The organism is Alcaligenes sp. YSL9, assembly GCF_030515105.1.
GTDB classification, from domain to species: domain Bacteria; phylum Pseudomonadota; class Gammaproteobacteria; order Burkholderiales; family Burkholderiaceae_B; genus Alcaligenes; species Alcaligenes phenolicus.
In genome coordinates this window covers 711,742-738,248 of the sequence record NZ_JALXJU010000001.1, presented here as the reverse complement: position 1 = coordinate 738,248, position 26,507 = coordinate 711,742, and the positions used below count along the sequence as shown (strand labels likewise).

The following is a 26,507-nucleotide window of genomic DNA, read 5'->3' as shown; positions in this document are numbered from 1 at the left end:
CTCTCCGTTTTATGTAGTACCCAAAAAATTGGGGTTGTTGTACCGGAGTTAAAAGCAACAACTGTGCCAACAATAGGGGATCACACTAGCCTATTGAAAAACAAGTCATTTTTTGCGCACTGATTGTAGAGACACTGACAATATGCTTGCTTCTGTTCGGATTTCTGAACACGACAAAATCAAAACAGACGGAAACCCGAACAGAAGCCATCGAACTGTGCGGCTGTGGGTTTTATCCTGCTGTATTACCATGCGGTTTCCTCTCAAAATCGCTCCCCTTTTTTGTTGGAGACTTTCTTTTCAATGGCTGGAAGTTATTTCCGTTAATTGCATTTTATTTTCTATAATGGATACCATGGAGATAGGCGGTTAGGTGTTTGTGTACACCCGGATCGGCTTTATTATTCCTACATCCGGCTTCAGTTTCGGGGCTTGAACACGCCTGTACAAGTCTTCACCTTCTACTGACCTACTCTTATGAACCCTTTTGTTCTTCTCTCCGGCTGCTCTGGTGGCGGCAAATCTACTCTGTTATCCGAGCTGCAGAATCGTGGCTATACGGTTATCCAGGAACCTGGGCGACGTATCGTGCAGGAACAACTGGCCAGCGGTGGCTCTGCCCTTCCCTGGCTGGATATGGAGGCCTTCCTGAATGAAGCGATAAAGACCGCGCAAGATGACTATTCCAGCGCTCCGAAAGATGGTGGCTGGGTGTTTTTTGATCGAGGCTTGATTGATGCGGCCGCAGCTTTGCAGGAATTAAAGGGAACGCCACTGCTGGATGAACTCAACAAGACCAGCCCTTATCATTCACAGGTATTTTTAACGCCGCCCTGGCCTGAAATATACGAGGCTGATCCAGAACGTCGTCACGATATGAACGCTGCTTTGCGTGAGTATGAGCGCTTGGAGCGTGTTTATCCCCTACTGGGATACCAAGTGAGCCTGCTGCCCAAAACAAGCGTAGAAAAGCGTGCTGATTTTGTCTTGAAGACGCTAACTCAAGTGTGAGTACTGCTTTGTTATGCAAAGTGTCGATCACTAGAAGGAGCAGGTTCACACGGCTCTGTACTCCGCTTTCGGGCTGCGTTTCACTCCAGGCTTTGTCCACAAGCCCCAAAGCATCCAGTACCGCAACAGACACAGTAACAGCCCCGCATAAAAAAAGAGCCGCCAGTCTTAAAACTGACAGCTCTTTTTACTTCATTTAGGCGTCAATCAGCCTTTCAAACCAGGCATCACACGTGTCAACGTACCTGCAACCGTACGCTCCAGCACATCGACCAGCACAACCGTCTGCTGATCCACTTCAATATTGAGCTTATCGCCCGCCTTGTAGCGGGAGAACGTCGTCTGGCGCAAGGTTTCGGGAATCAGGTTGATGGTCACAACACCGTCTTCCACATCCGCCACAGTCAAGCTGCAGCCATTCACGCCCAGAAAACCACGCGGAAACACGTATTTCGCCCAATCTTCCGGCATCTGAAACCGCAGACGGTTACCGGCCTCGGTAATGCTCAGTTCCAGCACTTCAGCCGTCGTTGCGATATGGCCAGCCATCACATGGCCGCCAATTTCCTCGTTTAACTTGGCCGATCGTTCGATATTGACCAGATCACCCGTTTTGAGTGTGCCCAGATTTGTGCGCTCCAGCGTGACGGGAATCGCATCAAAGGTGACTTTAGGGCCGGAGATGCTGGTCACGCTCAGGCATGTGCCTTCCACGCTGACACTGGCACCCAGTTGCAGATCCACCAGCAGCTCGTCAGTGAAGTCAATTTCAAACTCGGTACGGCCCAGCTCGGCCCTGACCGCAGTAAGAGGACGAACTGCTTTAACAATTCCGGTATACATCAGCACGCTCCTTCGCAGAATTCATGCAAAAGACCAACGGCTAATGCAGGGGAGATTTTCAGATTTTTCATTTGAACGCATCCTTGATTAAACAATGCGTCCTCCGGGCAGCAATAAAACACGCCGCTGCCTTGATCACAAGGCAGCGATGCTTCATCTTCTTTCATCCGGACTCTGACCGTCGGCCCAGGTTTCTCACCTGATCTGCTGACCTTTCCCTGGCGGAAAGCGCTCGCGGGCTGGGGAGTAGCTCCCTTACCGCCGGTGGGGAATTTCACCCCGCCCTGAAGACGTTTGCAGTGTAAGACCGGAGCCCAAGTCTAATCAAGCCAGACCCGCGCCCGGTCGCCACGCTTAAGCCTTGCGATGCACGCTCAAGCCTGCAAAGCTTTGCGCCACTGGCATCAACTCGATGTAGTTGACGTTCATATGGGCAGGCGCATTCATGATCCAGGCAATGGTATTGGCGATATCGTCAGGCGTGAGCGCATCCACGTTCTGGTACAGCGCTGCGGCTTTGTCTTTATCGCCCAGACGCACAGTCGAGAAGTCCGTACCGGAACACAGGCCAGGAGCCACGGTAGAAACACGAACTGCGGTACCCGACAGGTCGGCGCGCAGGTTCAGGCCCAGTTGATGCACAAAAGCCTTGGTAGCACCATACACATTGCCGCCTGCATAAGCGTATTCGCCCGCAGTCGACCCCAAATTAATGATGTGGCCCTGATTGCGCTTGACCATACCCGGCAGCAAAGCGTGCGTAATGTGCAGCAACGCGCTGATATTGGTGGCCACCATGGTGTCCCACTGATCCATCTTGGCGTCTTGCGCCTTGTCCACGCCCAGTGCCAGACCAGCGTTATTGATCAGCACATCAATATTAGGAAAACGAGCTGTCAGATCAGCCAGTACCGCTTCTGCTCGCGCACGATCGGTCAAATCCACGCTGACCGGTACAAAACGCTCGCCCAGCTCGGCGGCCAGGGCATCGAGCTTGTCCTGGCGACGCGCCAGACCCAGCACGGTGTGTCCTTCAGATACCAATTTACGGGCAAGCGCAGCCCCAAACCCTGAGGAGGCCCCGGTGACAACGGCGGTTTTCATAGTGCGATCCCTATACAGCTCGCTGCTCGTTAAGCAGGCGACAATTAAAGCATTAAGGATAGCAAACTTCAGGCACGTCGTAGCCTCTTCACCCTAGGGAAAAAGCGGACAAATCCGTCTATGGAAATGCCCGCTTTTTTCTTGCCCTGGCATCAGGCGGCAGGCCGCTCCAGGCCCAGGTGGCCGCGCAGGGTCGCATGCTCGTATTCCTGACGGAACAGCCCGCGTTTTTGCAGAACCGGAATCACCTGCTCAACAAAGTCACGAATGCCATTGGGCAAGGAAGGCGGCATCAGGTTAAAACCATCCGCGCCTTCGTTGCGCCACCATTGCTCAATCTGATCCGCAATGGACTCCGGCGTACCGACCATGGTGCAGTGACCGCCGCCAGCAGCGATTCGACCCAGCAACTGGCGCACTGTCGGTTTTTCCATTTCCACAATGCGCAGCATGGTGGCATAGCGCCCTTTAGGGCCTTTGAAGCTTTCCAAAGGCGGCAGCGGTGGCACTGGCGCATCCAGCTCCCAATTCATGCAGTCCTGGCCGACAAACATGCCCAGCTGACGCAAGGATGTCTCGGCGGGTAGCAATTCGTCCAGCTCTTGCTGCTTGCGGCGCGCCTCTTCCATGGTGGAGCCCACATAGGTCACCAAACCCGGCATCACGGGCACATCCACGCCACGGCCCGCTTCACGCACGCGTCGTTTGATATCGCGGTAATAGGATTGGGCCGAGGGCAAATCATAAGCCACAGCGTAAATAGCCTCCGCTTTGCGCGCGGCCAAATCACGGCCTTGCTCAGAAGCACCTGCCTGAAACAGCACCGGCTGGCCTTGCGGCGAACGTGGCAAGGTCAAGGGGCCATCCACCAGGAAGTGATCGCCCTTATGCAGGATCTGGCGAACCTGATCCACTTTGGCGTAATCGCCCTTTCTGTCCATGACCAAAGCACTGTCGCTCCAGGAGTCGAACAGTTGCAATGCGGTATCGACAAACTCTTCAGCCCGCGCATAGCGCCAGGCATGATCGGGCATGGCTTCGTAGCCGTGGTTGCGCGCTTCCGAGTCAAACATGGATGTGACCACGTTCCAGCCCATCCGCCCATTGGATACATGATCCAAAGAGCACAACATGCGTGCCGCCACAAACGGCGTGTAGAAGGTACTGGAAACGGTACTGATCAGGCCGATGCGTTCGGTGGCTCGCGCCAGCGCAGCCATCATGGTCAAGGGTTCCAGAAACCAGCGCGGACCATCGGACACGTTGTCGCTGGACTGACCATCGGCAAAGAAAATAGCGTCCAGCTTGCCGCGCTCGGCAATCTGGGTCAGCTCTTCGTAAAACCGGACATCGCCTAAACGTTCAACCTGAGAATCGGGATGGCGCCAGGCTGCTTTGTGGTGCCCGCAGCCCATAATGAACAAATTGAAATGCAGCTGTCTCATCCGTTTTTCACCAATCCACCGTCAACAACCAGATTCTGTCCTGTTACGGCACGCGCCCACGGACCGGCGAAGAACAAGGCCGCATCGGCAAATTCCTCGGGCGTGGTCACGCGGCGCAAGGGTGTGCTGGCCGCAATCAAGTCAAACACCGCTTCGGGCGTGGCCGAGGACGCGTCGGTTGTGCGCAGCAAACCACCGGAAATCATGTTCACGGTAATCTGATCGGGCCCCAGATCGTGCGACAAGGTGCGTGTCATGGACAACAAGGCCGCCTTGGCCGCGGTGTAATCGTGGTAAGGCACCACGGGGTTCTGAAACAGGTTCGTGCCGATATTGATAATGCGGCCAAAACCGGCCTGTTTCATGCCAGGCAGGGCGGCCTGTGTAGTGTTCAAGGCACCGCCCACAATGCCTTCCAGCTGCTGGTTCAGCTGCGTCCACGTCAAGGTATCGGCATGGGGACGGGCATCGCCATTGAAGGAGAACTCGGGCAAGGCGTTATTGACGACGGTAGTGATGGGCTGGCCAAAGTGCGCCTGCGCCTTGGCAAACAAGGCTTGTACCGAAGCCGCATCCGTCACGTCCGCTTGCACGGCCAGACATTGCTGCGGAAATTCGTCCGCCAGCGCCTGAGCGGCTGCTTCACTTTTCAGGTAATTGATCACAACTTTTGCGCCCTGGCCTGCAAAGGCGCGTACCAGGCAAGCCCCCAGGCCGCGTGCGCCGCCGGTGACCAGAACAAGTTGTTGAGAGAGTTCCGAGACGTGTTCCACAGACATGACATTCCTTGCAAGATTTCGGCGAGGATGTCGACCTGCTTGAGACGCAGGGCCATGGACTCGGACATCCCTTCGCCAGTATGAGCTGGATCAGGTTCGACGGGTTTTATCTCAGCCCTTCCCAAGAAGGACACCCCGTGCCGCAGGCAGACCATAGCATAAATCGGACTCAACCGTATTATTGACATTTGAAAGAAGCTCTCCTACTCTTCTAGCCTGTTCCTGGGGGAGTCCTTAACGGGCTGAGACTCCGCATTCAAGCGGTAACCCTTAGAACCTGATCCGGATCATGCCGGCGAAGGGAAAGGAAACGCGGCCTGGCAGCCTGCCCGCTCTTGTCTGAGCGGCCATTCACAAGCTCACACGCCCCATTTCAATCCCTCCATTTTTCTGCGCCCTGTTCTGGCACCCTGCCAGCCTGGCCGGTTTGTGCCTGTTCAAACAGGCTTTTGGGGAGATCTCATGCTGGACCAAAGTGCCACCCTCCTGTGGCTCATCGTTTTTTCCGCCGCTTTTGCCTTGGCTGGGGTGCTGTACGCCCGCCACTACAACAGTTCCCTGGAAGACTTTGTGGTGGCTCGCAACAGCCAAAGCTCGGTCGCTACCATTCTGACTTTATTGGCCTCTTCATTGGGTGCCTGGATTCTGTTTTCGCCCGCACAGGCAGCCAGTTGGGGCGGTTTAAGCGCTGTCATCGGTTATGCCATTGGCTCCATGTCGCCCCGTCTGGCCATGATTCCACTCGGCAAGCGCATGCGCGAATTGCTGCCTCGCGGCCATAGCCTGAGCGAGTTTGTCATCGCCCGCTACGGTCGTCCCATGTATGCGCTGACCCTGATCATCATGCTGTTTTACATGTTCATCTCCATGACGGCAGAAATCACCGCCATGTCCAAGATGATTACCTTGATTGCCCCGATTCCTTTATGGGTCACGGCCAGCATTGTGTTGCTGGCCACGCTGATCTACACCTCTTACGGCGGTTTGCGTGCCTCCATTTTCACCGACAAGGTGCAGATGTTTGTGATTCTGCCCATGCTGTTTCTGATCGTGATGTTCGGCTGGCAGGCGGTGGGCGGCCCGGTACAGTTGTTTAACAGCGTGAAACTGGAAGCCCCACGCCTGATCGAGCTTAGCGATCCCGTAGGTGTGAAGGCTGGCCTGACGTTCTTTGTCGCCATCTTGCTGACCGGCCTGTTTCACCAAGGTAACTGGCAACGTATCTATGCCGCCAAAGACACCAAGTCCATGCGTCGCGGCTTTTTGTTGGGCGGCTTGTTTGTAGCACCTTTCATTTTTCTGATGGGCCTGTTTGGCCTGGCCTTTGTCGGTCTGGGCTCGCCCGGTGACAGCTCCGTGGCCTTGTTCAATGTAATTTTGCCGCACGTACCTGTCTGGTTCCTGGTGCTGCTGATTCCGTTAGGCCTGTCCCTGGTCATGAGCAGTGCCGATACCGCAATCAGCGCTGTCTCCAGCCTGATTGCCGTGGACTTGAGCCGCATCATGCCGCATCGCAACACCGCTCAAATGATGAGTCTGGCGCGTTCCCTGATCTGGATTTGCTCCATCCCTGTGCTGTACGCCTCCTCACAAGGCTTTAGCGTACTGTACTTGTTCCTGCTAGCGGACTTGCTGTGCTCGGCAGCGGCCTTCCCGGTTTTCTTTGGCCTGTACAGCCGCCGCTACGATGGCTTTACGGCCACCATCAGCACCATCGGTGGTCTGGTCGCCGGTCTAGCCGTATTCCCGCGCCCCAATGGTCCTATGGATTACTTGCTGGAGTCCTTCCTGCTGGCCGCGATTGTGCCGGTAGTGATCAGTGTTCTGGTCATGCCCTTGCGTCGTCACCTGCCCAAGTTCGATCTAGGCTCTCTGGCTTCCTCCACGCGCGTACTGGACTAAGTCAGACGCGTTGAGTTTCGGCTCAAAACAAAAACCCCGGTTTGTATGTTGCAAACCGGGGTTTTGTTTTAAAGGCTTATGGGACGGGGCTTTCAGGCTGTGCTTGGGGAGTCTGCACAATAATTTCAACCCGTCGATTCGTCGCACGGCCTTGCGAGGTGCCGTTATCCCCCAAAGGCCGGGTATCGGCATAACCGACAGCGCTCAGTCGCTGACTGCCAATTCCGTTGGCTTCCATATAACGCACTACGCTACCGGCACGCGCACCTGACAGTTCCCAGTTGGATGGGTAGCGATAACTACGAATCGGCACCGAGTCCGTATGACCTTCAATCACAATGGGATGAGTGGATTTCTGCAGTACGGCAGCCAGTTGGCGTAATACTGTCAAACCTTCCAGCCCCAGATCCGCACCGCCCGAGTTAAACAGAATTTCGCTATTGATGCGAAAGCTCACGGATTGGTCGTTCATGACCACATCAATATTGTCGCCCAAGCCGTCCAGATCCAGACCGTGATTGCCTTTGCCTTGTCCCTCACCCTGACCAGCGTCCGGGAAAAGGCCCGCCCCAGCAGGCAACAAACCGGCTCCGTCCTTGCCTGCTTGGGCCACGACTGTAGCCCCTCCCTGCCCTTGTCCCTGCGCCGCCGTTTGTGCCCGCTTACCCGCAAAGGACAGCATCACAATCATCAAGACCAGCAACAAGGTCATCATGTCCAGATACGTGGTCAACCAGGCTTCTTCTTCCTCGGGCACCGCCAGCCCTGGATCATTCCAGGGGCGGCTACGACGACGACTGCCCAGATTGCTGGCCAGTTGCTGCTCGATTTTGGCGCCACGAGCTTGCTCCAGTTCCTTTTGCAAGGCTTTCTGGCGGTCAGCAAGTTCACCCAAAGTCAGGTCCTGCTCCATGTTTCCCATGGGATCAGCCCCGTTCCGGAGCCGGGTCCGCATCATCGTCGCGGCCGCCCCGGTCATTGATCTCGTCCTGATACTGAGCCATGAAGGAGTTCAGCGTCTCACGCATCAAGGCCGGGCCACGGCGCTGGCTCATCATGGACACACCTTGCATGATCATGTTCATCAGAACCACACGCTGTTCGGTACGACGCTCCAGCTTCACCGCCACGGGCTTGAAGACCAGATTGGACAGCAGCACGCCGTAGAACGTCGTCATCAAGGCCAGAGCCATTTGCTGACCAATAGACGTAATGTCGCCATCGCCCAGCAAAAACATCAGGTTGACCAGGCCAATCAGCGTGCCGACCATACCGAAGGCGGGCGCAAAGCTGGCCATCAAACGGAACAATTGCGCTTCTGCATGTTCACGAGCACGCAAACGGCTGATACGCCATTGCAAAAGGTCTTCAATATCTTCCTGGGGTGCCCGATCAATCACCAGCTGAACGCCGGTTTTCAGAAAAGGGTTGGCCACTTTTTCCAGCGCCTCTTCCACCGCGCGAATATCCCCCATCATCCACAGGCGGGAGATATTGATCAGCTCGTCCATATCCTGCTGGGTATACAGGCGTTCATTGCGCAGCACGGTGCCGATCAGACCAAAAATACGGACAACTTCGCTTAAGGGATAACTGATGAACGTCGCGGCCAAGGTACCTACCAGCACCACGGCCAGACTGGGCAGGTCCACAAACAAGGCGGGGTTTTCTGCCGTAAAAAACAAGATCACGGCAAACAGCAGCACGCTGGCTACGATGCCGATCAGAGTAGAGGGGTTCATGCACAAGTCCTGGTTATGGCCCGATGGGCATCAGGACTACATATCGGCAGTACGGCAGGTTTCTTTAGGCCTGGACTTTGAGGTGGATCAAGTACAAGAGTAATTAAATCGTTTATTGGGAAACCGCCTTATTTCAGGCTAGCGCTGGTAATTCACCCGTATCGAGGCCTGCACACGCACAGGCTCTGTGCTACCCGCCCAGCTCCACACCTCATGCACCAGCACAAAGCCAAGACGCGCATCCTGACCGGCAAAGGCCCTGGTACTTAATACCGAACCATTCATGTCCACACAGGAGCCGCCTTGCAAGCACAAACGGCTTTTCAGAATGGCGCGCCCATTGTGGTGATAACTGACTTCCACCTTGCCTATGCTTGAAGCCTGTGCTCGCACCGCCTCTGCAGGCAGGAAGCTTTGCTGGGTGCTGGGCGAGCTGGTGGTGATGGCATTGCTAAGCTGTTCCCTGTCCCAGGCCAAGGAGGCAGCATGACTGGCCAGCGGTAATGAAACCAGGACCATAGAAAGCAGGAATCGATTTAAAAAACTGTTTATAAAAACAGGTTTTTTATTATTTTGGACTTTCAGAAAAAACATAAGCTGTGTTTTTATACAGATAAAAGTAAGTTTCTTAATGATACCGCGCAGACATCTTAATTTTTTTTTAACTTTGAGCCGTAAGATACTAATATAAAGAGGATTTTTTCTGGTAGCATAAGCGCATAAATTCTCTCCGCCCTTCTGTTTCTCGCCTACCGGGAACTGAAAAATGCCTCAGACCAGAACAAATAAATTCATTCGACGTGCGCTATGTGTTTTATTTCTAGCGCCTTTTTCGATTTCGTCCTTTGCGCAGACACTGGCGCTGGCCGAGCCATCCACACTGGATGAAGCCACAGCCGCCATCAGCTACAACGTGCCGCATCTGGTTTTCGAGAAAAACCTGCAGCCTATCAGCTATAGCGAGAACGATAGCCGCCGCGCGCTTAATGCCCTTAAACACGACGCCCTGATCCAGCACGCGGCCCTGCGTTCGGAAATTGCCTTTGTGCAGGATCTGGAATCGTCTACTGTGCTGTACCAGAAAAACAGCGACGCCGTTCGCCCCATTGCCTCCATCTCCAAGCTGATGACAGCCCTGGTCGTGGCTGAATCCGGCCTGCCCATGGATGAAATGCTGGAGATCATCGACGAAGATGTGGACCGCGTCAAATACTCCAGCTCGCGTCTTAGCGTTGGCTCCAAACTGAGCCGTGCCGACATGATGCATCTGGCCCTGATGTCGTCGGAAAACCGGGCTGCCCACGCATTGGGGCGCAGCTATCCCGGTGGCTTGTCTGCTTTTGTGCGCGCCATGAATGACAAGGCACGTGCCTTGGGTATGCGCAATACGCGTTTTGTAGAGCCTACCGGCTTGTCCAGCGACAACGTATCCAGCCCGCGTGATTTGGTCAAGTTGCTGACGGCCACCAGCCAGCATGCCCGTATCCAGCAATACACCACGAATGATCAATACTCCGTGCAGCCTGTACGTGGTCGCCAACTGGTGTTCAACAATACCAATCGTTTGGTGAAAAACGCCAATTGGGATATTCAGGTCTCCAAAACCGGCTTCATCAACGAAGCGGGCGAATGCCTGGTAATGCTGACCAAGATCGAAGATCGTGAAGTGGCTATTGTGCTGCTGAACTCCTCGGGACGTTACTCGCGTATCGGTGACGCCGTACGTATCCGCGATCTGGTTGAAAAATCCAACGGCTTGGCCATGCTGTAAGACGCCCTTCGTGCCCCAGCTCAAACTGCTTGAAGACTTCGTAACCCTGGCTCGTGCGGGCAGTTTTGTTCGGGCAGCAGAGCAACGCCACGTCACACATCCAGCATTTGGACGCCGCATTCGGGCCTTGGAAACATGGGTAGGCACACCCTTGGTGGAGCGCAGCAGCCTGCCCATCACGCTAACGCCGGAAGGACAGGTGTTTTACAACACGGCCAATCAAGTGCTGGAACAACTGAACCGCGTTCGCCGGCAATTGCAGGCCTCGGATCAAGCCGGACAAGGCAGCTTGCGCATTGCTACCGGCCGTAGCCTGGCACGCACCTTGGTCACGGACTGGGTCAGCCGTCTGCAAAAAGGCAGCCACGCCCCTTTGTCGGCCCATATACCTATCGACATCAGCACCGGCATGATGGCCGATATGGCCAAGCTGTTGGCCCAAGGCAAAACCGACTTTCTGTGCTGTTATGAACACCCGGCCTTGTCAATTGAACTGCTGGCCGAGCAAGTGACGTATATGACCATCGCCACTGACAAATTGGTGCCTACCTGTCAGCGCCGCAAGAACGGCACACCTTTATATGAACTCAATGCCGATAGCGGACGCAGCATTCCTTTGATTTCATATTCAGGCGGCTTGGCCATGGCCCGCATTCTGGGCGACAAGCTGCACCACTTTCCCTATCCCCTGGTCAGCACGGTGCGTTGTGATTCGCTGGATACGGCAATGGGCTCGGTATTGAAAGGCATGGGCGTAGCCTGGTTACCCCTGTCCATGATTGCCAATGAATGTCGTCGCGGCACGCTGGTGCAATTGGGCGGCAAAGGCGACGAGATTGCCTTTGAAGTTCGTCTGTATCGCTCCCGAGCCCCGCTCTCGGATCTGGCAGAGTCCGTCTGGGCCTTCACCCAGCAGGGGCGATAAACACACAAGCAACCGAAAAAGCACGCCTATGTGCCGCAACAGCACATCGCAAGTAGCCGCAGCAGACACAATACCCTTTCATAACTAAGGATAAACAGGCCCGCAGCGCGCACACTGGCCGCTGCTTGGAAACCTATCCATCGAACGGGGAGCACATCATGTCTTTTTCTTTTCCCAAGCGCAGCTTGGTCCTTGGCATTCTGGGCGCCTGTAGCCTCTTGCAAGCCTCAATCAGCCACGCCGACACCTACCCCTCACGCAGCCTGACTCTGGTCGTGGGTTATCCCGCCGGAGGCAGCGTGGATCTGACTGCCCGCCTGTTAGCTGAAGAGCTGAGCAGCCGTTTGGGCCAAAGCGTCGTCGTGGAAAACGCAGGCGGTGCCGGTGGCACCATTGGTGCTCAACGCGTGCAACGTGCGGCTGCCGACGGCTATACCCTGCTGCTGGGTTCTACCAACGAGATGATCATCGCCGGCATGATCAACAAAGCCGTGCGCTACGACGGGCAAAAAGACTTCACGCCTATTGGCATGATTGCCTCCCAGCCCTTGTTGCTGGCAGCCTCCAAAGAGTCCGGTATTCGCTCCGCGGCAGACTATGCGCAAAAGCTGCGGGCAGCCAAACCGGAAGCCTTCAGCTTTGGTTCCTCCGGCGTAGGTACTACCTTGCACCTGGCCGGTGAAATGGTGAACGCCTCGACCGGCACCACCGCCATGCACGTGCCCTACCGTGGCGTCCCACCCCTGGTTTCGGATTTGATGAGCGGTCAACTGGATACAGCTTACCTTGTGCTGTCCTCGGGCCTGTCACAAGCTCGCGCAGGCGCCATCGTGCCTTTGGGCATTACCGAAACCCATGCCTCTCCTGCTGCCCCGGAGATCCCGCCCCTGGCCGATACGCCCGGCTTTGAAAAGGTCGACATCAACGTCTGGTTTGGTTTGTATGGCCCCAAGGATTTGCCTGAATCCGTCACCAGCACCTTGCGTCAGGCTCTGGACAGCAGCCTGCAATCGGCCAACTTGCAAGAGAAAATGCAATCCAATGGAGCCACGCTTTACGCCCCCGGCATGAACGCGGCAGAGTTCCAGGCCAAAGAGGTCGACAAATATGCTCGTCTGGTCGAACTGGCCAAGCTGCAAGCCGAATAAAACACATGCGCCCCGGCTAGCTGCTGGGGCGCTGGAGTCTTTCCATGCAATTTTCTCTTTCCTTGCCTGACATTCAAGAAGAGCGTCAGGGCAATACCGGTGTCCCTGGAATCTGGTGCCTGGACTCGGGCGAAGCGGGCCGTACCGTAATGATCAGCGCCCTGATTCATGGCAACGAACTTTGTGGGGCCTGGGCCTTGAAAGCCGTGTTGGCCAGTGGCCTGAAGCCCCGTCGTGGCAAGCTGATTCTGGCCTTTTGTAATTTGGACGCCTTTGATCGCTTTGATCCTGAGCAGCACGATGCCAGCCGCTACGTGGACGAAGACATGAACCGCGTCTGGAGCGATCAGAAGCTGGCTCAAACACAGACACGAGAGCAGCGCCGTGCACGAGCGATTTTGCCTTGGCTGGAACAAGCCGACTGGTTGCTGGACCTGCACTCCATGCATGAACCCAGCGCCCCCTTGTTATTGACTGGCACCTTGGCACGCAATATCGAGCTGGCCCGTACTCTGGGCGCTCCCGAGCATGTGATTGTGGATAGCGGCCATCAGGACGGCGTACGCATGCGCGATTACGGTCGATTCTCGGACCCTGAAGCCCATGAAGCGCGCTCCTTACTATTGGAATGCGGCTTTCATGGCGATCCTGATACACCGGCAATCGCACTGGACCTGATTGCCCGCTTTCTGCTCGCCTCCGAGATTGTGGAAAAAGAGGATTTGCCCTCGGACTGGCGTCGAGCGTCTCCCGATACGCAACGCGTTCTGCAAGTCACCCATGCGATTGTCGCCCCTTCCATGCAAGTCAGTTTCGATCAGAACTGGCAAGGCCTGGAAACCTTGGCCGATGCAGGCACGGCGATCGGCCAAGCTGATGGTCAAGCTTTGCTGACGCCCTACGATAACTGCACCTTGGTCATGCCTTCACTGCGCCAGCTACGTCCGGGTGTCACCGTCGTACGTCTGGCCCAAAACTACGACGCCCTTTCCTGGACGCTTTAAACCTGGTGCCCAAGACCGGAACACCCAGCCTGAAGTGACATTCTCAATCCCGAGAAAAAAAGCGGAACTTGGCGGTACTTTGGCTACCAAAGCCTGCATAGCCATCCTACAATCGGCACATGTGCATCGCTTATATCGCCGTCGGAGTTAATGCGGATTGGCCGCTGATTATTGCTGCCAATCGCGACGAATATCATGCTCGCCCCAGCCAAGCGGCTCAACCTTGGCGGGACGAGCCCGATATTCTGGCGGGTCGGGACCTGCAAGCCGGGGGCACCTGGCTGGGCCTGACACAAAGCCGTGGACGTCTAGCCTTGCTGACCAATTACCGCGAAGCCCCCAGCAACAAAAACAGCAAGCAACGCTCACGCGGCGAGCTGATCCCCCAGTTTCTAAGAGACGAGCGCAGTCCCGCCGACTATCTGGAACAACTCGCCCAGGAAGGAGCCGATTACGCAGGCTTCAATCTTTTTGTGCTGGAATGGCCGGACAAGCAACAGCCTTTACGCATGGGCTATTACAGCAACCGTCATCCCAGTGGCAGCCCGCACATGCTGGAACCAGGCGTACATGTTCTGAGCAATGCCTGGCTTAATACTCCTTGGCCCAAAAGCCTGTTCCTGAAAGAAACCCTGCAGGCACAGCATTTTGATGGCTCGCCACCAGCGGTAGAAGGCTTGTTTCAGGGTTTACGCAATCAGGAAGTCGCAGCCGATGCCGACTTGCCCCAAACCGGCTTAAGTCTTGAGCACGAACGCTTGTTAAGCAGCCCGTTTATTGTCAGCCCCAATTACGGCACTCGCTGCACCACCGTCATCACTATTAATCAGCGCGGACATGGAATGCTGCGTGAACGCAGTTTCAATCCGCAGGCAGAACCGACCCGTCAGCATGACTGGCCTTTGTTATGGCCCAGCTTTCATCCTGACAGCCAGCCCCACCCCTCTCATAACAGCAACAGGGCCCCTGAGGGCCCGCTTAGCCACCTTACTTCAAGCAAGGAAACCTCATGAGTCCTCGTCTTTCATTGATCGGCATTGCCATGTCGCTGGCCTTATTGAGCAGCCCCATTGTGCACGCCCAGGAACTGCCCCCCAGCCAGTATTACGGTTCAACCGAATACATCAGCGGCGGCATAGGTAGTGATGAAGCCCAGCTGTTTCGCATGGTGCGCAACACCTTTCCCTTGTCCGTGAACTTTTCAGCCAACCAGGGTGAGCGCGTCGGCTATATCTCCGATGTGCAGCTGGTTATCCGTAACAGCAACGACCAAACCGTGCTGAACAGCCTGATCGACGGCCCCTACTGCCTGATCCGTCTTGGCCCCGGCAATTACAAGGTATTTGCCACTTACCAGGGCCAGACCCAGGAGCGTCAGGCCACTATTGTTGAAGGCCAGCCCCGCGAACTGAACTTCACCTGGAAGTAGGATAGTTACGCTGATACGTATCCAGGCCCATGGCCTGGATTTGTTCTTCAATCAACTGCTCGAAGGGCCGGAGCAAAGGGCTGAAATCCCGCTCCGGCTCCATAATCTGCATCAGCCGGACAATTGCTTCCAAGGTCGACACAGCCTGCGGGTCGGGCGCTTTACGCAGTCTGTAGCGCGACGCCTGTCCTTCAGGCAATACCCAATACGGCAGGGCTTGCAAAACCGGATTGCTGTGCAAGATCAGGCGTGCCTTGCGCCAGGTGCCATCTGGCACCACGATCAGATCCGGCTTCTCCCCTGGGCCTGTTGAGCCCGCCACCTTGGCTTCTGGTCCCGGAAACAGCAAAACAGGACGATGCGCCTGTGCCAGCCGGGCCTCCAGCCCAGCAAACTGTTCTCCCACCCATAGCTCTGCCCCCTTCAAACCCAAATACGCCAAGCGCGCAGTATTAAGCGCATGCCGGGCTTCGGAATGGTGCTGCAAAATCAGCACAGGACACGCCGCTTCTATCGAAGGGATCAAGGGACACAAGCAACGAGCCAAGGGCCGCTGACACTGTGCACAGCGGCCTGGTCGGGTAGAAGGGGAAGAATTCATGCGAGAGCGCCAAACAGAAGGCCACAGTATATAAAAGTTCTGCTTTGAAACAGATGCCTGGTTTGCTGGCAAACAGATTTACTGTATATTTATACAGCAATCAGGAGCATACCTATGGCAAGCGCACTTCGTTCCCTTTTAGATCTTCACCCTTCCCTTTGGACAGGCAAGCATTATGCACATGCCGCAGGCACTTGCCTGCCCAGCGGGTTTGCCGCCCTGGATGACGAACTGCCAGGAGGCGGCTGGCCTGTGGGCAGTCTGATCGAACTGCATGCACAGCAAGACAGCAGTGCCTTGTCCTTGTTGTTGCCAGCCTTGAATACGCTGCAGGCAGAGCGCTTGCGTGTTTTAGTCGCCCCGCCCTATCAACCCATGCAACAACTGTGGCGTGGTACTCCTGTTACGAACAAGCAAAACAGCTCATCAGAAAACGCCTTGCCCGCCCGCATGCTCTGGATACGCAGCCAGCACCTGAACGATACTTTGTGGGCCAGTGCCCAGGCCTTGCGTCACGGCCACTGTGCGGCTGTGCTGAGCTGGCTGCCTGCCCATGTGCCTTTAGCGGCCTTGCGTCAACTACAGCTATTAGCCAGCCATAGCGACAGCCTGTTTTTTTGTTTACGTCCGGCGCACAGTCAGACCAACAGCCCCGCCCTTTTGCGTCTTGAACTTCAGACTCGCCAAGACCAGCAGGGGCAGCCCTGGCTGGATGTTCATATCCGCAAACGACGGGGGCCTCCGTGCAAGGACAGCATTGCTTTGGCCCCTCACCACACCCTGATGCCGCCAGCGGCCATTCCGTCTCATGTACCTGTGCCTGCGACTGCCCCAGAGCCTGCTTACGCCTGAGGCCAGCCCAAAACAGCAGAACGGTATTCAAGCCGTTCTGCTGCGCTACAGCCCCCAGCTGGCACAGGTTCAAGCCGATTTATGGGTACTGAATATCAGTGCCAGCATCCGGCTGTTTGGTGGTTTGCGTCGTCTGTACCAACAGGTCCGGGCTGACTTGCAAGCCCTTATTCCCGAGCCCTGCCTGGCCCTGGCACCCACTGCCCGTGCGGCCTGCTTGCTGGCTTTATCCGGACGCAAGCAGCGCCGTTGTGCACGACGTTTGCAGGCCTGTCTGAACCCGCTTCCCATCCACTTATTGGCTCCGCCTGCCGACCAGCTGCAATGGTTGCATAGTCTGGGCTGCCATACCCTGGGCCAGTTGCACCAACTCCCCCGCGATGGTCTATCCCAGCGCGGGCTGCGTGCTCTGCTGTTGCAGTTGGACCAAGCCTACGGCACACAACGCTGGGCGCTGGAATGGGTGCATGCCGCCCCGCAATTTACAGACAAGCTGGAGATGGATACGCCTTCCAATAACAAACCCACCGTCTTGCGGGCCGTAAATCGCCTATTGATCAAGCTGGAGGCCTGGTTGAATCAGTACCAGTTGGCTTGTGGACGTCTGGAACTGGTACTACGCACGGAAAGATACAAGGACTACCCCACGACCACCCGCCTGGAGTTGCAAATGGCCCGGTCCTGCTGGCGTAGCCAGGACTTTTTGCCCGTATGGCAAGAACAGTTCCAGCAACTGCAATTACAGGCGGCCGTACAGAGCATGGTGCTGCAGGCACAGCAACTACACCCGCGCCAAACTCATGCCAGCAGCCTGTTTCCCGATGCGCGTCATTGGCAAGAGCAGGATCAACAACTGTTGGAGCGCTTGCAGGCCAGGTTGGGGGCTGAACAGATTTTGACACCTGCCGCCCAAGCCAGCTATTTGCCTGAACAAGCGAATCAATGGCTCCCCTTGTCCCGCAGCCAGCCCCCCGATGCGGACCGTCCGGCTTTGCAACGTCCATGCTGGATGCTGGACCCGGCTCAGCCCTTACAACACGATCAGCAATCTCCGCTTCTGGATCAGCAGCGCTTGCGCCTGGTTCAAGGCCCGGAGCGGGTACAGACAGGCTGGTGGAGCGGCACCGGGCATCAGCAGCGGGACTACTTTATTGCCCTGTGTCCGCAGGGACGTTTGTATTGGGTTTATCGGGACTTGAGCCAGGAGCATGCCTGGTATCTGCACGGAGTCTTTGGATGAAACCCCATATAGACCTGCTGTATTCCGAGCTGGACTGCCTGTCCAATTACAGTTTCTTGAATGGCGCGTCCCACCCCGAGGAGCTGATCAGCCGCGCTGCCGAATTGGGCTACAAGGCGCTGGCCTTATGCGATTACGCCTCCATGGCCGGTGTGGTGCGCGCTTATGCGCAGGCCAAGTTGCATCCGGAAATCCGCTTGTTGGTTGGAAGTCGGTTCCGCTTTACGGGGGGTTGGGACAATCAGCGCCCACAAGTCGCCAAGGCTGAGACAAGAACCTGCAACGACACTCAGACCCATGAGCTGCTGATTCTGCCGCGCAACAAGGAAGGCTACGGCAATCTCTGTCAATTCATCTCGCACCTGCACCAATCACTGGACTTGAAGCAGGAAGCCTCGATTGACTGGTCTTTTTTGCAACAAGCCCGCCAAGGTTCCCAACAACAGGTTCTGCCAGACTGTCTTGTCATCTACAAGCCGGCCTATGGCTTGGATAGCGAGCACATCCGTCTTCAAACACAGCATTTGCTGGACCTGTTTGCAGGCCGACTGTTTTTAGGCATCAGTCTGCATAGGCGCGATCAGGACATGCAGCATTTGCGCGCCGTCAGGCTGGCAGCGCAGGCATGTGGATTACGCTGTGCCGCGTTGGGCGGCGTCCATATGCACGTGCGCTCTCGCCAGCCTTTGCACGATACTTTGGCAGCCATACGCCTGAAAACACCTGTGCAAGAATGCGGCTGGTCCCTGGCCAGCAATGCAGAACATCACTTACGCAGTCGTTTCCAACTGGCCAATCTTTACCCGGCCGAACTGCGTGAGACCACCGATCACATCCAGGAGCTATGCCAGTTTTGTTTAAGTGAAATCAAGTACGAGTACCCGGTCGAGATTGTCCCGCCCGGTCTCAGTGGCATTGAGTATCTGCGACAGGAAACCGAGCGTGGCGCGCAAAAGCGCTACCCCAAAGGGATTAGCGACAGCTTGCGCACGCGCCTGGAAGAGGAACTCAGCCTGATTGCAGACCTTCAATACGAGTCCTACTTTCTGACTTTGCATGACATCGTCAGTTACGCGCGCAGTCAGGGGATTTTGTGCCAGGGCCGAGGCTCTGCCGCCAACTCGGCCGTGTGCTACTGCCTGGGTATTACTGAAGTTGATCCTGCCAGCAGCCATACCTTGTTTGCGCGCTTCATCAGCCGCGCACGGGCTGAACCGCCCGATATTGATGTGGACTTCGAGCACCAGCGTCGCGAAGAGGTTATTCAATACATTTACCGCAAATATGGCCGGCAACGAGCAGCCTTAACAGCGGTGATCACCACCTATAGACGCCGCAGCGCCTTGCGGGACACCGGCAAGGCGCTAAGCATTCCTCCCGCCTTGATCGAGGCCTTGATTCAATGCGACCGTGCCTGGCTTAAAGACACCCACATTCAGGATGAAGTCCTGGCACGCTTTCCCGAATGCCCGCCAGAGCAAGCGCATCAATGGTTGTCCTTGACCCGCCAGCTGATGGGCTTTCCACGTCACCTGTCCCAGCACCCTGGCGGTTTTGTAATTTCACAAACACCCTTGCACAGGCTGGTGCCGATTCAAAACGCCGCCATGCCAGGGCGCAGCGTTGTGCAATGGGACAAGGATGATCTGGATGTGCTGGGTTTGCTGAAAGTCGATATTCTGGCCTTAGGTATGTTGAGCGCCTTGCGTCGCTGCCTGGACGGTATCAGTCAGCAAAAAGGCAAACCATTCCGCTTGCAGGACATCCCTTTGCACAGCGCCAAAACCTTTCGGATGATACGGCGCGCTGACACCATAGGCGTGTTCCAGATCGAGTCCCGCGCCCAGATGAGCATGTTGCCACGGCTGCGTCCGAAATGCTTTTACGACTTGGTGGTGCAAGTGGCCATTGTGCGCCCCGGCCCCATTCAAGGGGGCATGGTGCATCCTTATCTGGAACGCCGTCGCGACCACAGCAAAGTCGACTACCCTGCCCCCGAAATCCGCCATGTGCTGGAACGCACCCTGGGCGTGCCTATTTTTCAGGAGCAGGCCATGGAACTGGCCATGGAGGCGGCGGGTTTCTCGGCTGACAAAGCGGACGCCTTGCGGCGGGCCATGGCGGCCTGGCGTCGTCGTGGCGGTTTGGGGCCTTTTGAGCAAGAGCTGCTCGATGGCATGGCTGCCAAAGGTTATGCCCCCGAATTTGCCCAGCGCCTGTTCGATCAGATCAGCGGTTTTGGGGAATACGGTTTTCCGGAAAGTCACTCGGCCAGTTTCGCCAAACTGGCCTGGTTCAGCGCCTATCTGAAAGCACGTTACCCGGAGCACTTTCTGGCGGCCTTGCTGAACTCTCAACCCATGGGTTTTTACGGCCCCAGCCAATTGGTCCAGGATGCACGCCGTCACGGCGTTCAGGTCTTGCCTGTGGATGTGCAATACAGCCTGTATGACAGCCACGTGTGTTCCGAGCTTGGCGGCCCGCCTCAGGTACGTCTGGGCCTGCACATGGTCAAAGGCTTGAGCGAGCAAGGCGCCCAAGCCATCGTGAGTTACCGGCAAAGCCACCCGGACCGTACGCTGAATCTGGCCTGCTTGCGCCAGGAACTGGCCCTGTCAGCCCACGATCAGCAAGCGCTGGCCCAGGCCCATGCTTTACGCAGTGCTTATAGCCAACGCCGCCACAGTGTTTGGGATGCCCGACGCCCCAGTCAGGCAGGATTGCTGAGCCATGCTGAAACGCCGGAGCACACCCCGGATTTGCCACGAGCCAGTGTGGGGCTGGAAGTGTTAAGTGATTATCAGGCCGTGGGCTTGAGCCTGAATCGTCACCCCCTGTCCTTGCTACGCACACAGTTGTCCCCCTTGCGATTCTCCACCGCAGAACAACTCAACCAAGCCTGCCCGGATAGGCGGCTGGCACGGGCCTGCGGGCTGGTGACCACCCGCCAACGCCCCGGCACCGCCAAAGGCACCGTATTTGTAACGCTGGAAGATGAAACCGGCAGTGTCAATGTCATCGTGCGTGAAGAGTTGGCGCAGGCGCAATCTCAGGCCTTGCTTCAATCTCGCCTGCTGGGTGTCTATGGCGTCTGGCAACGGGATGGCAGCGTTTGCCATTTAATTGCCCGCCGTCTGGTATCCATGAATCACCTGATTGGTGATCTGGTCGCACGCAGCCGGGATTTTCAATAATCGGATTTTTCCCTACCCCCGCCCTGCGTTAAACTAGGGCTTTGCCCGTTCAACCAGGAACCACCATGAGTCAAACACTCAAAACCCGTTTAGCTGAAGATATCAAAACGGCGATGCGCGCTCGCGATAGCGGACGCCTGGAGACCTTGCGTTTTCTGCAAGCCGCGATCAAACAACGCGAAGTGGACGAACGTACCGAGCTGGGCGATGCTGAAGTAAGCAGCATCATTGAAAAACAAGTCAAGCAACGCCGCGAATCCATCCAGGCTTTTGAATCTGCTGGCCGTACCGAAAGCGCCGAGAAAGAAAAATCCGAATTGCTGATTCTGCAGGAATACCTGCCACAGCAAGCCGATAGCGCCGAAATTGATGCGACCATTGCCGATGCGATTACCCAGGCTCAGGCTGACGGCGCTCAAGGCCCCGCATTGATGGGCAAGGTCATGGGTCTGGTGAAAGCCAAACTGGCTGGCCGTGCCGATATGTCCCAGGTTTCCGCTCAAGTGAAGCAAAAGTTGAACCCATGAAGCATTTGCAGGCCGAACTGGCGCAGCCCAAACAGGACTTTTTCGGCACACATATCCCCCTGATGCAGCACCTGGGCCTGCAAACCGTGAGCAGCACCGAGCAGGAAGTGATTACTTTTCTGCCCTGGCAAGCCTGTAATGCCAACTCCCGTGCCGATGTGCACGGGGGCACCTTGATGGCGATTCTGGATTTCACCCTTAGCGCCGCCGCACGGGCACAACGTTCTGGCTCAGGGATGGCCACCATAGACATGAACTCGCAGTTTTTACTGCCTGCGCGTGGCGATGTCTGGTTCAAGGCCCAATGCCTGTATCTGGAAGGCGATACCGCTTACTGCGAAGGTGGCGGGTATGACGAGAAGGAACGCTTGCTGGTTAAAGCGGCAGCCACTTTTCGAGTGGTGCGCGGTAGCTGAACACCAGGTGCAATACACCTTGGAAAGTGGCACGCTGCCCCAAACTGCTACCGATCTACAATAAAGCCCATTAAAAAAGCCCGTATCAAACGGGCTTTTTTATTTCCACCTACTTAATCACAGGCAAGCTTAATGCGCCTGCAAATCCTCACCCACAGGCTGATCCCATTCCGGGTTGGATTTCAAAAATGGATAATCCGTATAGCCTTTAGGCCCCTGGGTGTAAAACGAATCCCGATCCCAGCCATTCAAGGGCGCACGCAACTGCAAACGCAAGGGCAAGTCCGGATTGGACAAAAAAGCCTTACCGAACGACACGGCGTCTGCCATGCCTTTGGATAAAGTGGTCTGTGCTGTCGGCAAATCGAAATGTTCATTAGCGATAATCGCACCACCAAACTGGCATTTGATCATGGGCAACAAGCTGTCCGAAGCCGGGCTTTCACGCAGGAACAAAAAGGCAATATCACGGCGATCCAGTTCGCAAGCCACGTACGAGAACAAACGGGCCGGATCGGAATCCTTCATGCCATGCAAGCCACCACGTGGGGACAAATGCACACCGACTCGGCCAGCGCCCCAAATGGCGACACAGGCGTCCACAATCTCCAACAGGAAACGAGCCCGGTTTTCAATTGAACCACCGTAAGCATCCGTGCGGGTATTGGAGCCATCATGCAGGAACTGGTCGATCAGGTAGCCATTGGCACCGTGTATCTCCACCCCATCAAAGCCGGCGCTCAGCGCGTTTTGAGCGGCAACGGCAAAGTCGTCCACAATATCGGCAATTTCTTCACTGCGCAGGGCACGCGGCACCACAAAAGGACGTTCCGGGCTTAAATGGCTGACCATGCCCTCACAGGCAATTGCGCTGGGCGCAACCGGCATTTGGCCATTCAGAAACTCCGGATCAGACACACGCCCCACATGCCACAACTGCAAGACAATACGGCCACCCTTGGCATGGACGGCTTCGGTAATCGTGCGCCACGCATCTACCTGTGCACTACTCCAGATGCCCGGCGTGTGGGCATAGCCCACACCTTGCGGCGATACCGAAGTGGCTTCGGCTACAATCAGCCCCGCGCTGGCCCGCTGGCAATAGTACATACGCATCAAATCATTGGGCATACGGCCCTCCGAGGCGCGTGCGCGTGTCATGGGCGCCATGATGATGCGGTTCATGAGTTCAATATCACCCAGTTTGATTGGATCAAACAAACTAACCATTGTTTTACACTGTCCACTATTGATGTTTCCGCCAGGGCTTGAACGACACGCGCCCAAGGGAATACCCGATAAGGGTTTTTACCAGATATGTCTTTATACCATCAACGCTTAATTTGGCTTGAAATTGTTTCAAGCATCAAACGGATCAAATAAGCTATGGCACAGTTCGCCGTCATAGGATTAGGCCGCTTCGGTTCGGCCTGCGCCCTGGAACTCATGAAAATGGGCCACTCCGTACTGGGAGTGGATACCAATCCGAAACTGGTCAACAAATATGCGGACCAATTAAACCGTGCCGTCATTGCCGATGTCACTGACCGCCAGGCTCTGGAAGAGCTGGGGCTGGACAATTATGACGTAGTTCTGGTTGCGATTGGGGCTGATATTGAATCCTGCCTGGTTTGCGTGGTTCACCTGAAAAGTTTTGGTGTGCCGACAATCTGGGCCAAAGCCATTTCCCATACCCAGCATTTGATTCTGGCCAAGATTGGTGTGAACCGGATTATTCACCCCGAAGAAGAAATGGGCATACGAGTCGCCCAAATGCTCAGCTACCCCATGGTCAACGATTACATTTCTCTGGGTAACGGCGATTATGTTGTGGAAGTCACCGCCAGCGACAATATGAACGGCCAGACCATCAAGGACATCTTGCGCGAGCAAATGGCCGACGTGCAGGTCCTGCTGGTCAAACGTCGTGGCCAAACCACCATCCAGCCCGATGCTGATTTTGCCCTGCATGCCAAGGATTTGCTGATCCTGCTTGGACAGCTGCAAGCACTTCGTACCGCCGCCCCCAAATTGGTCTGATGTATGCGCAACTGGCTGCCCAATAGTCTGACTCGCCGTCTTGAGGTCAATCCTCATACCCGCACCCTGAGCGCCAGCCCGCCACTGGTGCTGGCGCTAGGCTTTATGGCCCTGATTATTCTGGGCGCAATTTTGCTGAGCCTGCCACAAGCGGCTACGCCCCGGCTGGGGATTTTTCAGGCGCTGTTCATGGCCACCTCGGCTGTCACCGTCACGGGCCTGGCGGTCATTGATCCGGCAACAGACTTGACGCACTTTGGGCAAATTGTGCTGGCGCTGCTCGTGCAAATTGGCGGTATGGGCTTTGTGACCTTTGCCGTGATTGCCGCCATCACCATGCACAAACGCATCAGTGTCAGCCAGCAGGCACTGGCACTGGAAGCTTTTAATCAAACCAGCGTGTCCCGCATCCGCAGTACAGCCTTTCAAGTGTTCAAGATTGCTGCCCTGATTGAGCTGATCGCCGCCGCCATTCTGTTTCTGCGCTGGACCATTGATTTACCGTGGACCACAGCCCTTTATCGCGCCTTGTTCCATGCGGTCACGGCTTTCAATAATGCGGGCTTCTCGCTATTTCATGACTCCTTGATCCCCATTTCCGGGGATTTCGTATCAGTCATGACCTTATCCGGCCTGATTATTTTGGGCGGGATTGGCTTTACCGTACTGGCCGACGTAGGCCAGAAAAAACGCTGGCAAACACTTTTGCCGTACACAAAGCTGATCCTGATCGGAACACTCATCCTGAACCTGATTGGTTTTTTCAGTCTCTGGGCGCTGGAATTCACGAATCCACACACCTTGGGCATGCTGGGCCTGGGCGATCAGGCGCTGGCTGCCTGGATGCAGAATGCGGCCACCCGCACTGCGGGCTTTACCACCATGGACATTGCCAGCCTGCGCGACAGCACTCAGTTGACCCTGATTGTGCTGATGCTGATTGGTGGCGGCTCGCTCAGTACGGCCAGCGGTATCAAAATCGGCACCTTGATTGTCTTGCTGGCGGCGGTACGCTCCTACATCCGTCAACGCGAAGAAGTGGTCTTGATGGAACGTAGCGTGGCTCCAGAAACCGTACAGAAAGCCCTGGCCCTTTTCCTGATTACCGGCGCACTGTACTTCATCAGCGTCTTGCTGCTGACCTTGTTTGAGGACATGCCCATTACCAGCCTGCTGTTTGAAGCCGCGTCGGCCTTGAGTACCACCGGCATGAGTCACGGCATTACCCACAAGCTGTCCACGCCTAGCCAGATCCTGATCATGGTGCTGATGTTTGCAGGCCGACTCGGGCCTCTAACCTTGATTTACTCGCTGGCCACACGCAAACGCAGCCGTATTCGTTACCCGGAAGGCAACTTCCAAGTGGGCTAGACCTGTCGCTAAACCACAGATATACAAGAAGTTTTAAGAAAAACGACTATTGTCACCGAATTTTGGTATGGTTAATGGATGTAAACATCGAACAACTACTGATCAGGATGCAGGCTTATGGATCACAGGAAGATGGCTACTTTAACCAAGCGCGCTGGCACCGGGCTTAGCGCGCTTTGCCGGGAACTGACCAGCCGTGGGATTAGCTACCACCCGCTGGTCGAAATGTATCAAAGTCAAATGGCCGTTATTGGTTTGCTCAGTGACGAAGTTGTCGCCCTGCGCAAAGAGCTGGACGATCTAAAAAAAGTAGTTAAGAAAAACGGCTCATGAGCCGTTTATTTTTTGCCTGCGATTAAGGCCCCCATTCCCCTGCCTACACCTCTTGAAGCGGCCCTGTCCACATCCATGACTGTCACCCTGCCCCGTTTTTGGCTGTGCGCCGCTTTAGCCTTGTGTTCTGCCACTGCCTACAGTCAAAACGATCGGGTTCTGTCTACACAAAAGCAGCCTGGCTCCCTTCCCGGCATTGCGCCTATCCCGCCTGCGGCTCCCGTTCTGAACTACGGGACGACCTTGTTCACGCCCGACTATCAGGGTGTGCGCCTGCATACTTACCTGGATGAATGGCAGCGTCAGACTCAGCTGGACTCCGGGGAACTGGCAACTCCGGCGCGTCAGGACAATCTGTTTATCGTCTTGCACTACCGCTACACCAACACCAGCCCTCGTCCACTGAATCCGCAGATCCATCGGCCACGCCTGTTTCTGGTTGACCCTTCAGGCCAGAAAGTAGCGCCCAATCAGCGAGCGACACAGGACTATCGCTACGCTCATGATCTGGACACGGTTGGCCCTGACAAAATCAACCCCTTGGTGAGCGTTTCGGATGTCGCAGTCTTTGAGATCAGCCCAGCCTTGTTTGATGCCACTCGCTGGCACTTTATGATCCAGGAAGGCCAGGCTATCCGCATTCCTTTGACGGTTGTCCCTGAAAAACCGTCTAAAAACGCCGAATAAACATAATAGACGCCCCCTCCATACCAATAAATCATTAAACTCTGCGCTCAGACAGACCCGTCTTATAAACAGGCATGGAATAATACGGGGCCATATAAGCGAAATTAATCGACAAAGCTCTCAGCTCACATGCGGTGAGAGCA

The 26,507-nt window shown here is 55.8% G+C and carries 27 protein-coding genes and 3 riboswitches; of the genes, 17 read left to right on the top strand and 10 right to left on the bottom strand.

Going from position 1 to position 26,507, the window contains the following annotated elements; all coding sequences use genetic code 11:
- Positions 1-477: 477 nt before the first annotated feature.
- The gene (locus tag M2Q46_RS03465; protein WP_302356799.1) at positions 478-1,011 is read left to right on the top strand and encodes an AAA family ATPase; all 534 of its coding nucleotides are present in this window, start codon (positions 478-480) and stop codon (positions 1,009-1,011) included.
- A 207-nt stretch (positions 1,012-1,218) separates the two neighbouring features.
- Here the strand turns inward: M2Q46_RS03465 and M2Q46_RS03460 are convergent, their stop codons facing one another.
- The 5 genes from M2Q46_RS03460 to M2Q46_RS03440 form a co-directional block, all read right to left on the bottom strand.
- Complete coding sequence (locus M2Q46_RS03460) at positions 1,219-1,854, bottom strand: riboflavin synthase subunit alpha (protein WP_115633631.1); 636 nt, start codon at positions 1,852-1,854, stop codon at positions 1,219-1,221.
- Positions 1,854-2,021 (bottom strand): hypothetical protein, encoded by a 168-nt coding sequence (locus tag M2Q46_RS03455; RefSeq protein ID WP_181900152.1) that lies wholly within the window; start codon positions 2,019-2,021, stop codon positions 1,854-1,856. Before M2Q46_RS03455 ends, M2Q46_RS03460 begins: the two co-directional genes overlap by 1 nt.
- Positions 2,006-2,150, bottom strand: a riboswitch (FMN riboswitch). Its footprint overlaps the gene before it by 16 nt.
- Before the next feature lie 58 nt (positions 2,151-2,208).
- Positions 2,209-2,958: an SDR family NAD(P)-dependent oxidoreductase gene (locus M2Q46_RS03450; protein WP_009458283.1), complete on the bottom strand. Its 750-nt coding sequence runs from the start codon at positions 2,956-2,958 to the stop codon at positions 2,209-2,211.
- A gap of 152 nt (positions 2,959-3,110) precedes the next feature.
- Positions 3,111-4,403: an LLM class flavin-dependent oxidoreductase gene (locus tag M2Q46_RS03445; protein ID WP_035273191.1), complete on the bottom strand. Its 1,293-nt coding sequence runs from the start codon at positions 4,401-4,403 to the stop codon at positions 3,111-3,113.
- Entirely contained in the window at positions 4,400-5,182 is a 783-nt protein-coding gene (locus M2Q46_RS03440) for a 3-oxoacyl-ACP reductase (RefSeq protein ID WP_035273194.1), read from the bottom strand. The genes M2Q46_RS03445 and M2Q46_RS03440 overlap by 4 nt, the downstream gene beginning before the upstream one ends.
- Before the next feature lie 50 nt (positions 5,183-5,232).
- A riboswitch (TPP riboswitch) is annotated at positions 5,233-5,330 on the bottom strand.
- A gap of 66 nt (positions 5,331-5,396) precedes the next feature.
- Positions 5,397-5,504: riboswitch (TPP riboswitch) on the top strand.
- Between the two features lie 140 nt (positions 5,505-5,644).
- On the opposite strand from M2Q46_RS03440, the gene M2Q46_RS03435 reads away from it, so the two are divergent.
- Entirely contained in the window at positions 5,645-7,084 is a 1,440-nt protein-coding gene (locus M2Q46_RS03435) for a sodium:solute symporter family protein (RefSeq protein ID WP_302356798.1), read from the top strand.
- Between the two features lie 76 nt (positions 7,085-7,160).
- On the opposite strand, the gene M2Q46_RS03430 is transcribed toward M2Q46_RS03435, so the two are convergent.
- The 3 genes from M2Q46_RS03430 to M2Q46_RS03420 all read right to left on the bottom strand — a co-directional run bounded on the left by M2Q46_RS03430 (position 7,161) and on the right by M2Q46_RS03420 (position 9,345).
- Positions 7,161-8,006, bottom strand: coding sequence for an OmpA family protein (locus M2Q46_RS03430; RefSeq protein ID WP_240688304.1), 846 nt, complete (start codon positions 8,004-8,006; stop codon positions 7,161-7,163).
- 4 nt (positions 8,007-8,010) lie between these two features.
- Positions 8,011-8,826, bottom strand: a complete 816-nt coding sequence (locus M2Q46_RS03425; RefSeq protein ID WP_009454185.1) for a motility protein A — start codon at positions 8,824-8,826, stop codon at positions 8,011-8,013.
- 138 nt (positions 8,827-8,964) lie between these two features.
- Entirely contained in the window at positions 8,965-9,345 is a 381-nt protein-coding gene (locus M2Q46_RS03420; RefSeq protein ID WP_302356797.1) for a flagellar protein FlhE, read from the bottom strand.
- A gap of 247 nt (positions 9,346-9,592) precedes the next feature.
- On the opposite strand from M2Q46_RS03420, the gene pbpG reads away from it, so the two are divergent.
- The 6 genes from pbpG to M2Q46_RS03390 all read left to right on the top strand — a co-directional run bounded on the left by pbpG (position 9,593) and on the right by M2Q46_RS03390 (position 15,103).
- Entirely contained in the window at positions 9,593-10,597 is a 1,005-nt protein-coding gene (pbpG, locus tag M2Q46_RS03415) for a D-alanyl-D-alanine endopeptidase (RefSeq protein WP_088452837.1), read from the top strand.
- A 10-nt stretch (positions 10,598-10,607) separates the two neighbouring features.
- Positions 10,608-11,522, top strand: a complete 915-nt coding sequence (locus tag M2Q46_RS03410) for a LysR family transcriptional regulator (RefSeq protein WP_137430440.1) — start codon at positions 10,608-10,610, stop codon at positions 11,520-11,522.
- Positions 11,523-11,680: 158 nt separating this feature from the next.
- On the top strand, positions 11,681-12,670 hold the full coding sequence (locus M2Q46_RS03405; RefSeq protein ID WP_021446611.1) for a tripartite tricarboxylate transporter substrate binding protein: 990 nt from the start codon (positions 11,681-11,683) through the stop codon (positions 12,668-12,670).
- A gap of 44 nt (positions 12,671-12,714) precedes the next feature.
- Positions 12,715-13,674: a succinylglutamate desuccinylase/aspartoacylase family protein gene (locus M2Q46_RS03400; RefSeq protein ID WP_302356796.1), complete on the top strand. Its 960-nt coding sequence runs from the start codon at positions 12,715-12,717 to the stop codon at positions 13,672-13,674.
- Positions 13,675-13,793: 119 nt separating this feature from the next.
- On the top strand, positions 13,794-14,687 hold the full coding sequence (locus M2Q46_RS03395) for an NRDE family protein (RefSeq protein ID WP_060185028.1): 894 nt from the start codon (positions 13,794-13,796) through the stop codon (positions 14,685-14,687).
- Positions 14,684-15,103 carry a carboxypeptidase-like regulatory domain-containing protein gene (locus M2Q46_RS03390; protein ID WP_009454198.1) on the top strand — a complete coding sequence of 140 codons (420 nt, stop codon included), beginning with the start codon at positions 14,684-14,686 and terminating at the stop codon, positions 15,101-15,103. The genes M2Q46_RS03395 and M2Q46_RS03390 overlap by 4 nt, the downstream gene beginning before the upstream one ends.
- On the opposite strand, the gene M2Q46_RS03385 is transcribed toward M2Q46_RS03390, so the two are convergent.
- Entirely contained in the window at positions 15,090-15,704 is a 615-nt protein-coding gene (locus M2Q46_RS03385) for a tRNA-uridine aminocarboxypropyltransferase (protein ID WP_115633627.1), read from the bottom strand. The two genes, M2Q46_RS03390 and M2Q46_RS03385, sit on opposite strands and share 14 nt — an antisense overlap.
- Positions 15,705-15,818: 114 nt before the next feature.
- On the opposite strand from M2Q46_RS03385, the gene imuA reads away from it, so the two are divergent.
- The 5 genes from imuA to M2Q46_RS03360 all read left to right on the top strand — a co-directional run bounded on the left by imuA (position 15,819) and on the right by M2Q46_RS03360 (position 21,933).
- Positions 15,819-16,556 carry a translesion DNA synthesis-associated protein ImuA gene (gene imuA / locus M2Q46_RS03380; protein WP_021446612.1) on the top strand — a complete coding sequence of 246 codons (738 nt, stop codon included), beginning with the start codon at positions 15,819-15,821 and terminating at the stop codon, positions 16,554-16,556.
- Complete coding sequence (locus M2Q46_RS03375) at positions 16,513-17,796, top strand: DNA polymerase Y family protein (RefSeq protein WP_251196629.1); 1,284 nt, start codon at positions 16,513-16,515, stop codon at positions 17,794-17,796. Before imuA ends, M2Q46_RS03375 begins: the two co-directional genes overlap by 44 nt.
- A complete protein-coding gene (locus tag M2Q46_RS03370) occupies positions 17,793-20,990 on the top strand; it encodes an error-prone DNA polymerase (protein WP_302356795.1) in 3,198 nt (1,065 codons plus the stop codon). The genes M2Q46_RS03375 and M2Q46_RS03370 overlap by 4 nt, the downstream gene beginning before the upstream one ends.
- Before the next feature lie 65 nt (positions 20,991-21,055).
- Entirely contained in the window at positions 21,056-21,517 is a 462-nt protein-coding gene (locus M2Q46_RS03365) for a GatB/YqeY domain-containing protein (RefSeq protein ID WP_009454206.1), read from the top strand.
- Positions 21,514-21,933, top strand: coding sequence for a PaaI family thioesterase (locus M2Q46_RS03360; RefSeq protein WP_302356794.1), 420 nt, complete (start codon positions 21,514-21,516; stop codon positions 21,931-21,933). Before M2Q46_RS03365 ends, M2Q46_RS03360 begins: the two co-directional genes overlap by 4 nt.
- Before the next feature lie 129 nt (positions 21,934-22,062).
- Here M2Q46_RS03360 and M2Q46_RS03355 read toward each other — a convergent pair whose 3' ends face one another.
- Complete coding sequence (locus M2Q46_RS03355; RefSeq protein WP_009454209.1) at positions 22,063-23,163, bottom strand: alkene reductase; 1,101 nt, start codon at positions 23,161-23,163, stop codon at positions 22,063-22,065.
- Between the two features lie 156 nt (positions 23,164-23,319).
- On the opposite strand from M2Q46_RS03355, the gene M2Q46_RS03350 reads away from it, so the two are divergent.
- From M2Q46_RS03350 to M2Q46_RS03335, 4 genes are all read left to right on the top strand, one after another.
- The gene (locus M2Q46_RS03350; protein ID WP_009454211.1) at positions 23,320-23,973 is read left to right on the top strand and encodes a TrkA family potassium uptake protein; all 654 of its coding nucleotides are present in this window, start codon (positions 23,320-23,322) and stop codon (positions 23,971-23,973) included.
- A 3-nt stretch (positions 23,974-23,976) separates the two neighbouring features.
- Positions 23,977-25,344 (top strand): TrkH family potassium uptake protein, encoded by a 1,368-nt coding sequence (locus M2Q46_RS03345; RefSeq protein WP_247966838.1) that lies wholly within the window; start codon positions 23,977-23,979, stop codon positions 25,342-25,344.
- 132 nt (positions 25,345-25,476) lie between these two features.
- Positions 25,477-25,677, top strand: a complete 201-nt coding sequence (locus M2Q46_RS03340) for a hypothetical protein (protein WP_223254031.1) — start codon at positions 25,477-25,479, stop codon at positions 25,675-25,677.
- A gap of 12 nt (positions 25,678-25,689) precedes the next feature.
- The gene (locus M2Q46_RS03335; protein ID WP_035273213.1) at positions 25,690-26,364 is read left to right on the top strand and encodes a hypothetical protein; all 675 of its coding nucleotides are present in this window, start codon (positions 25,690-25,692) and stop codon (positions 26,362-26,364) included.
- Positions 26,365-26,507: the final 143 nt, after the last annotated feature.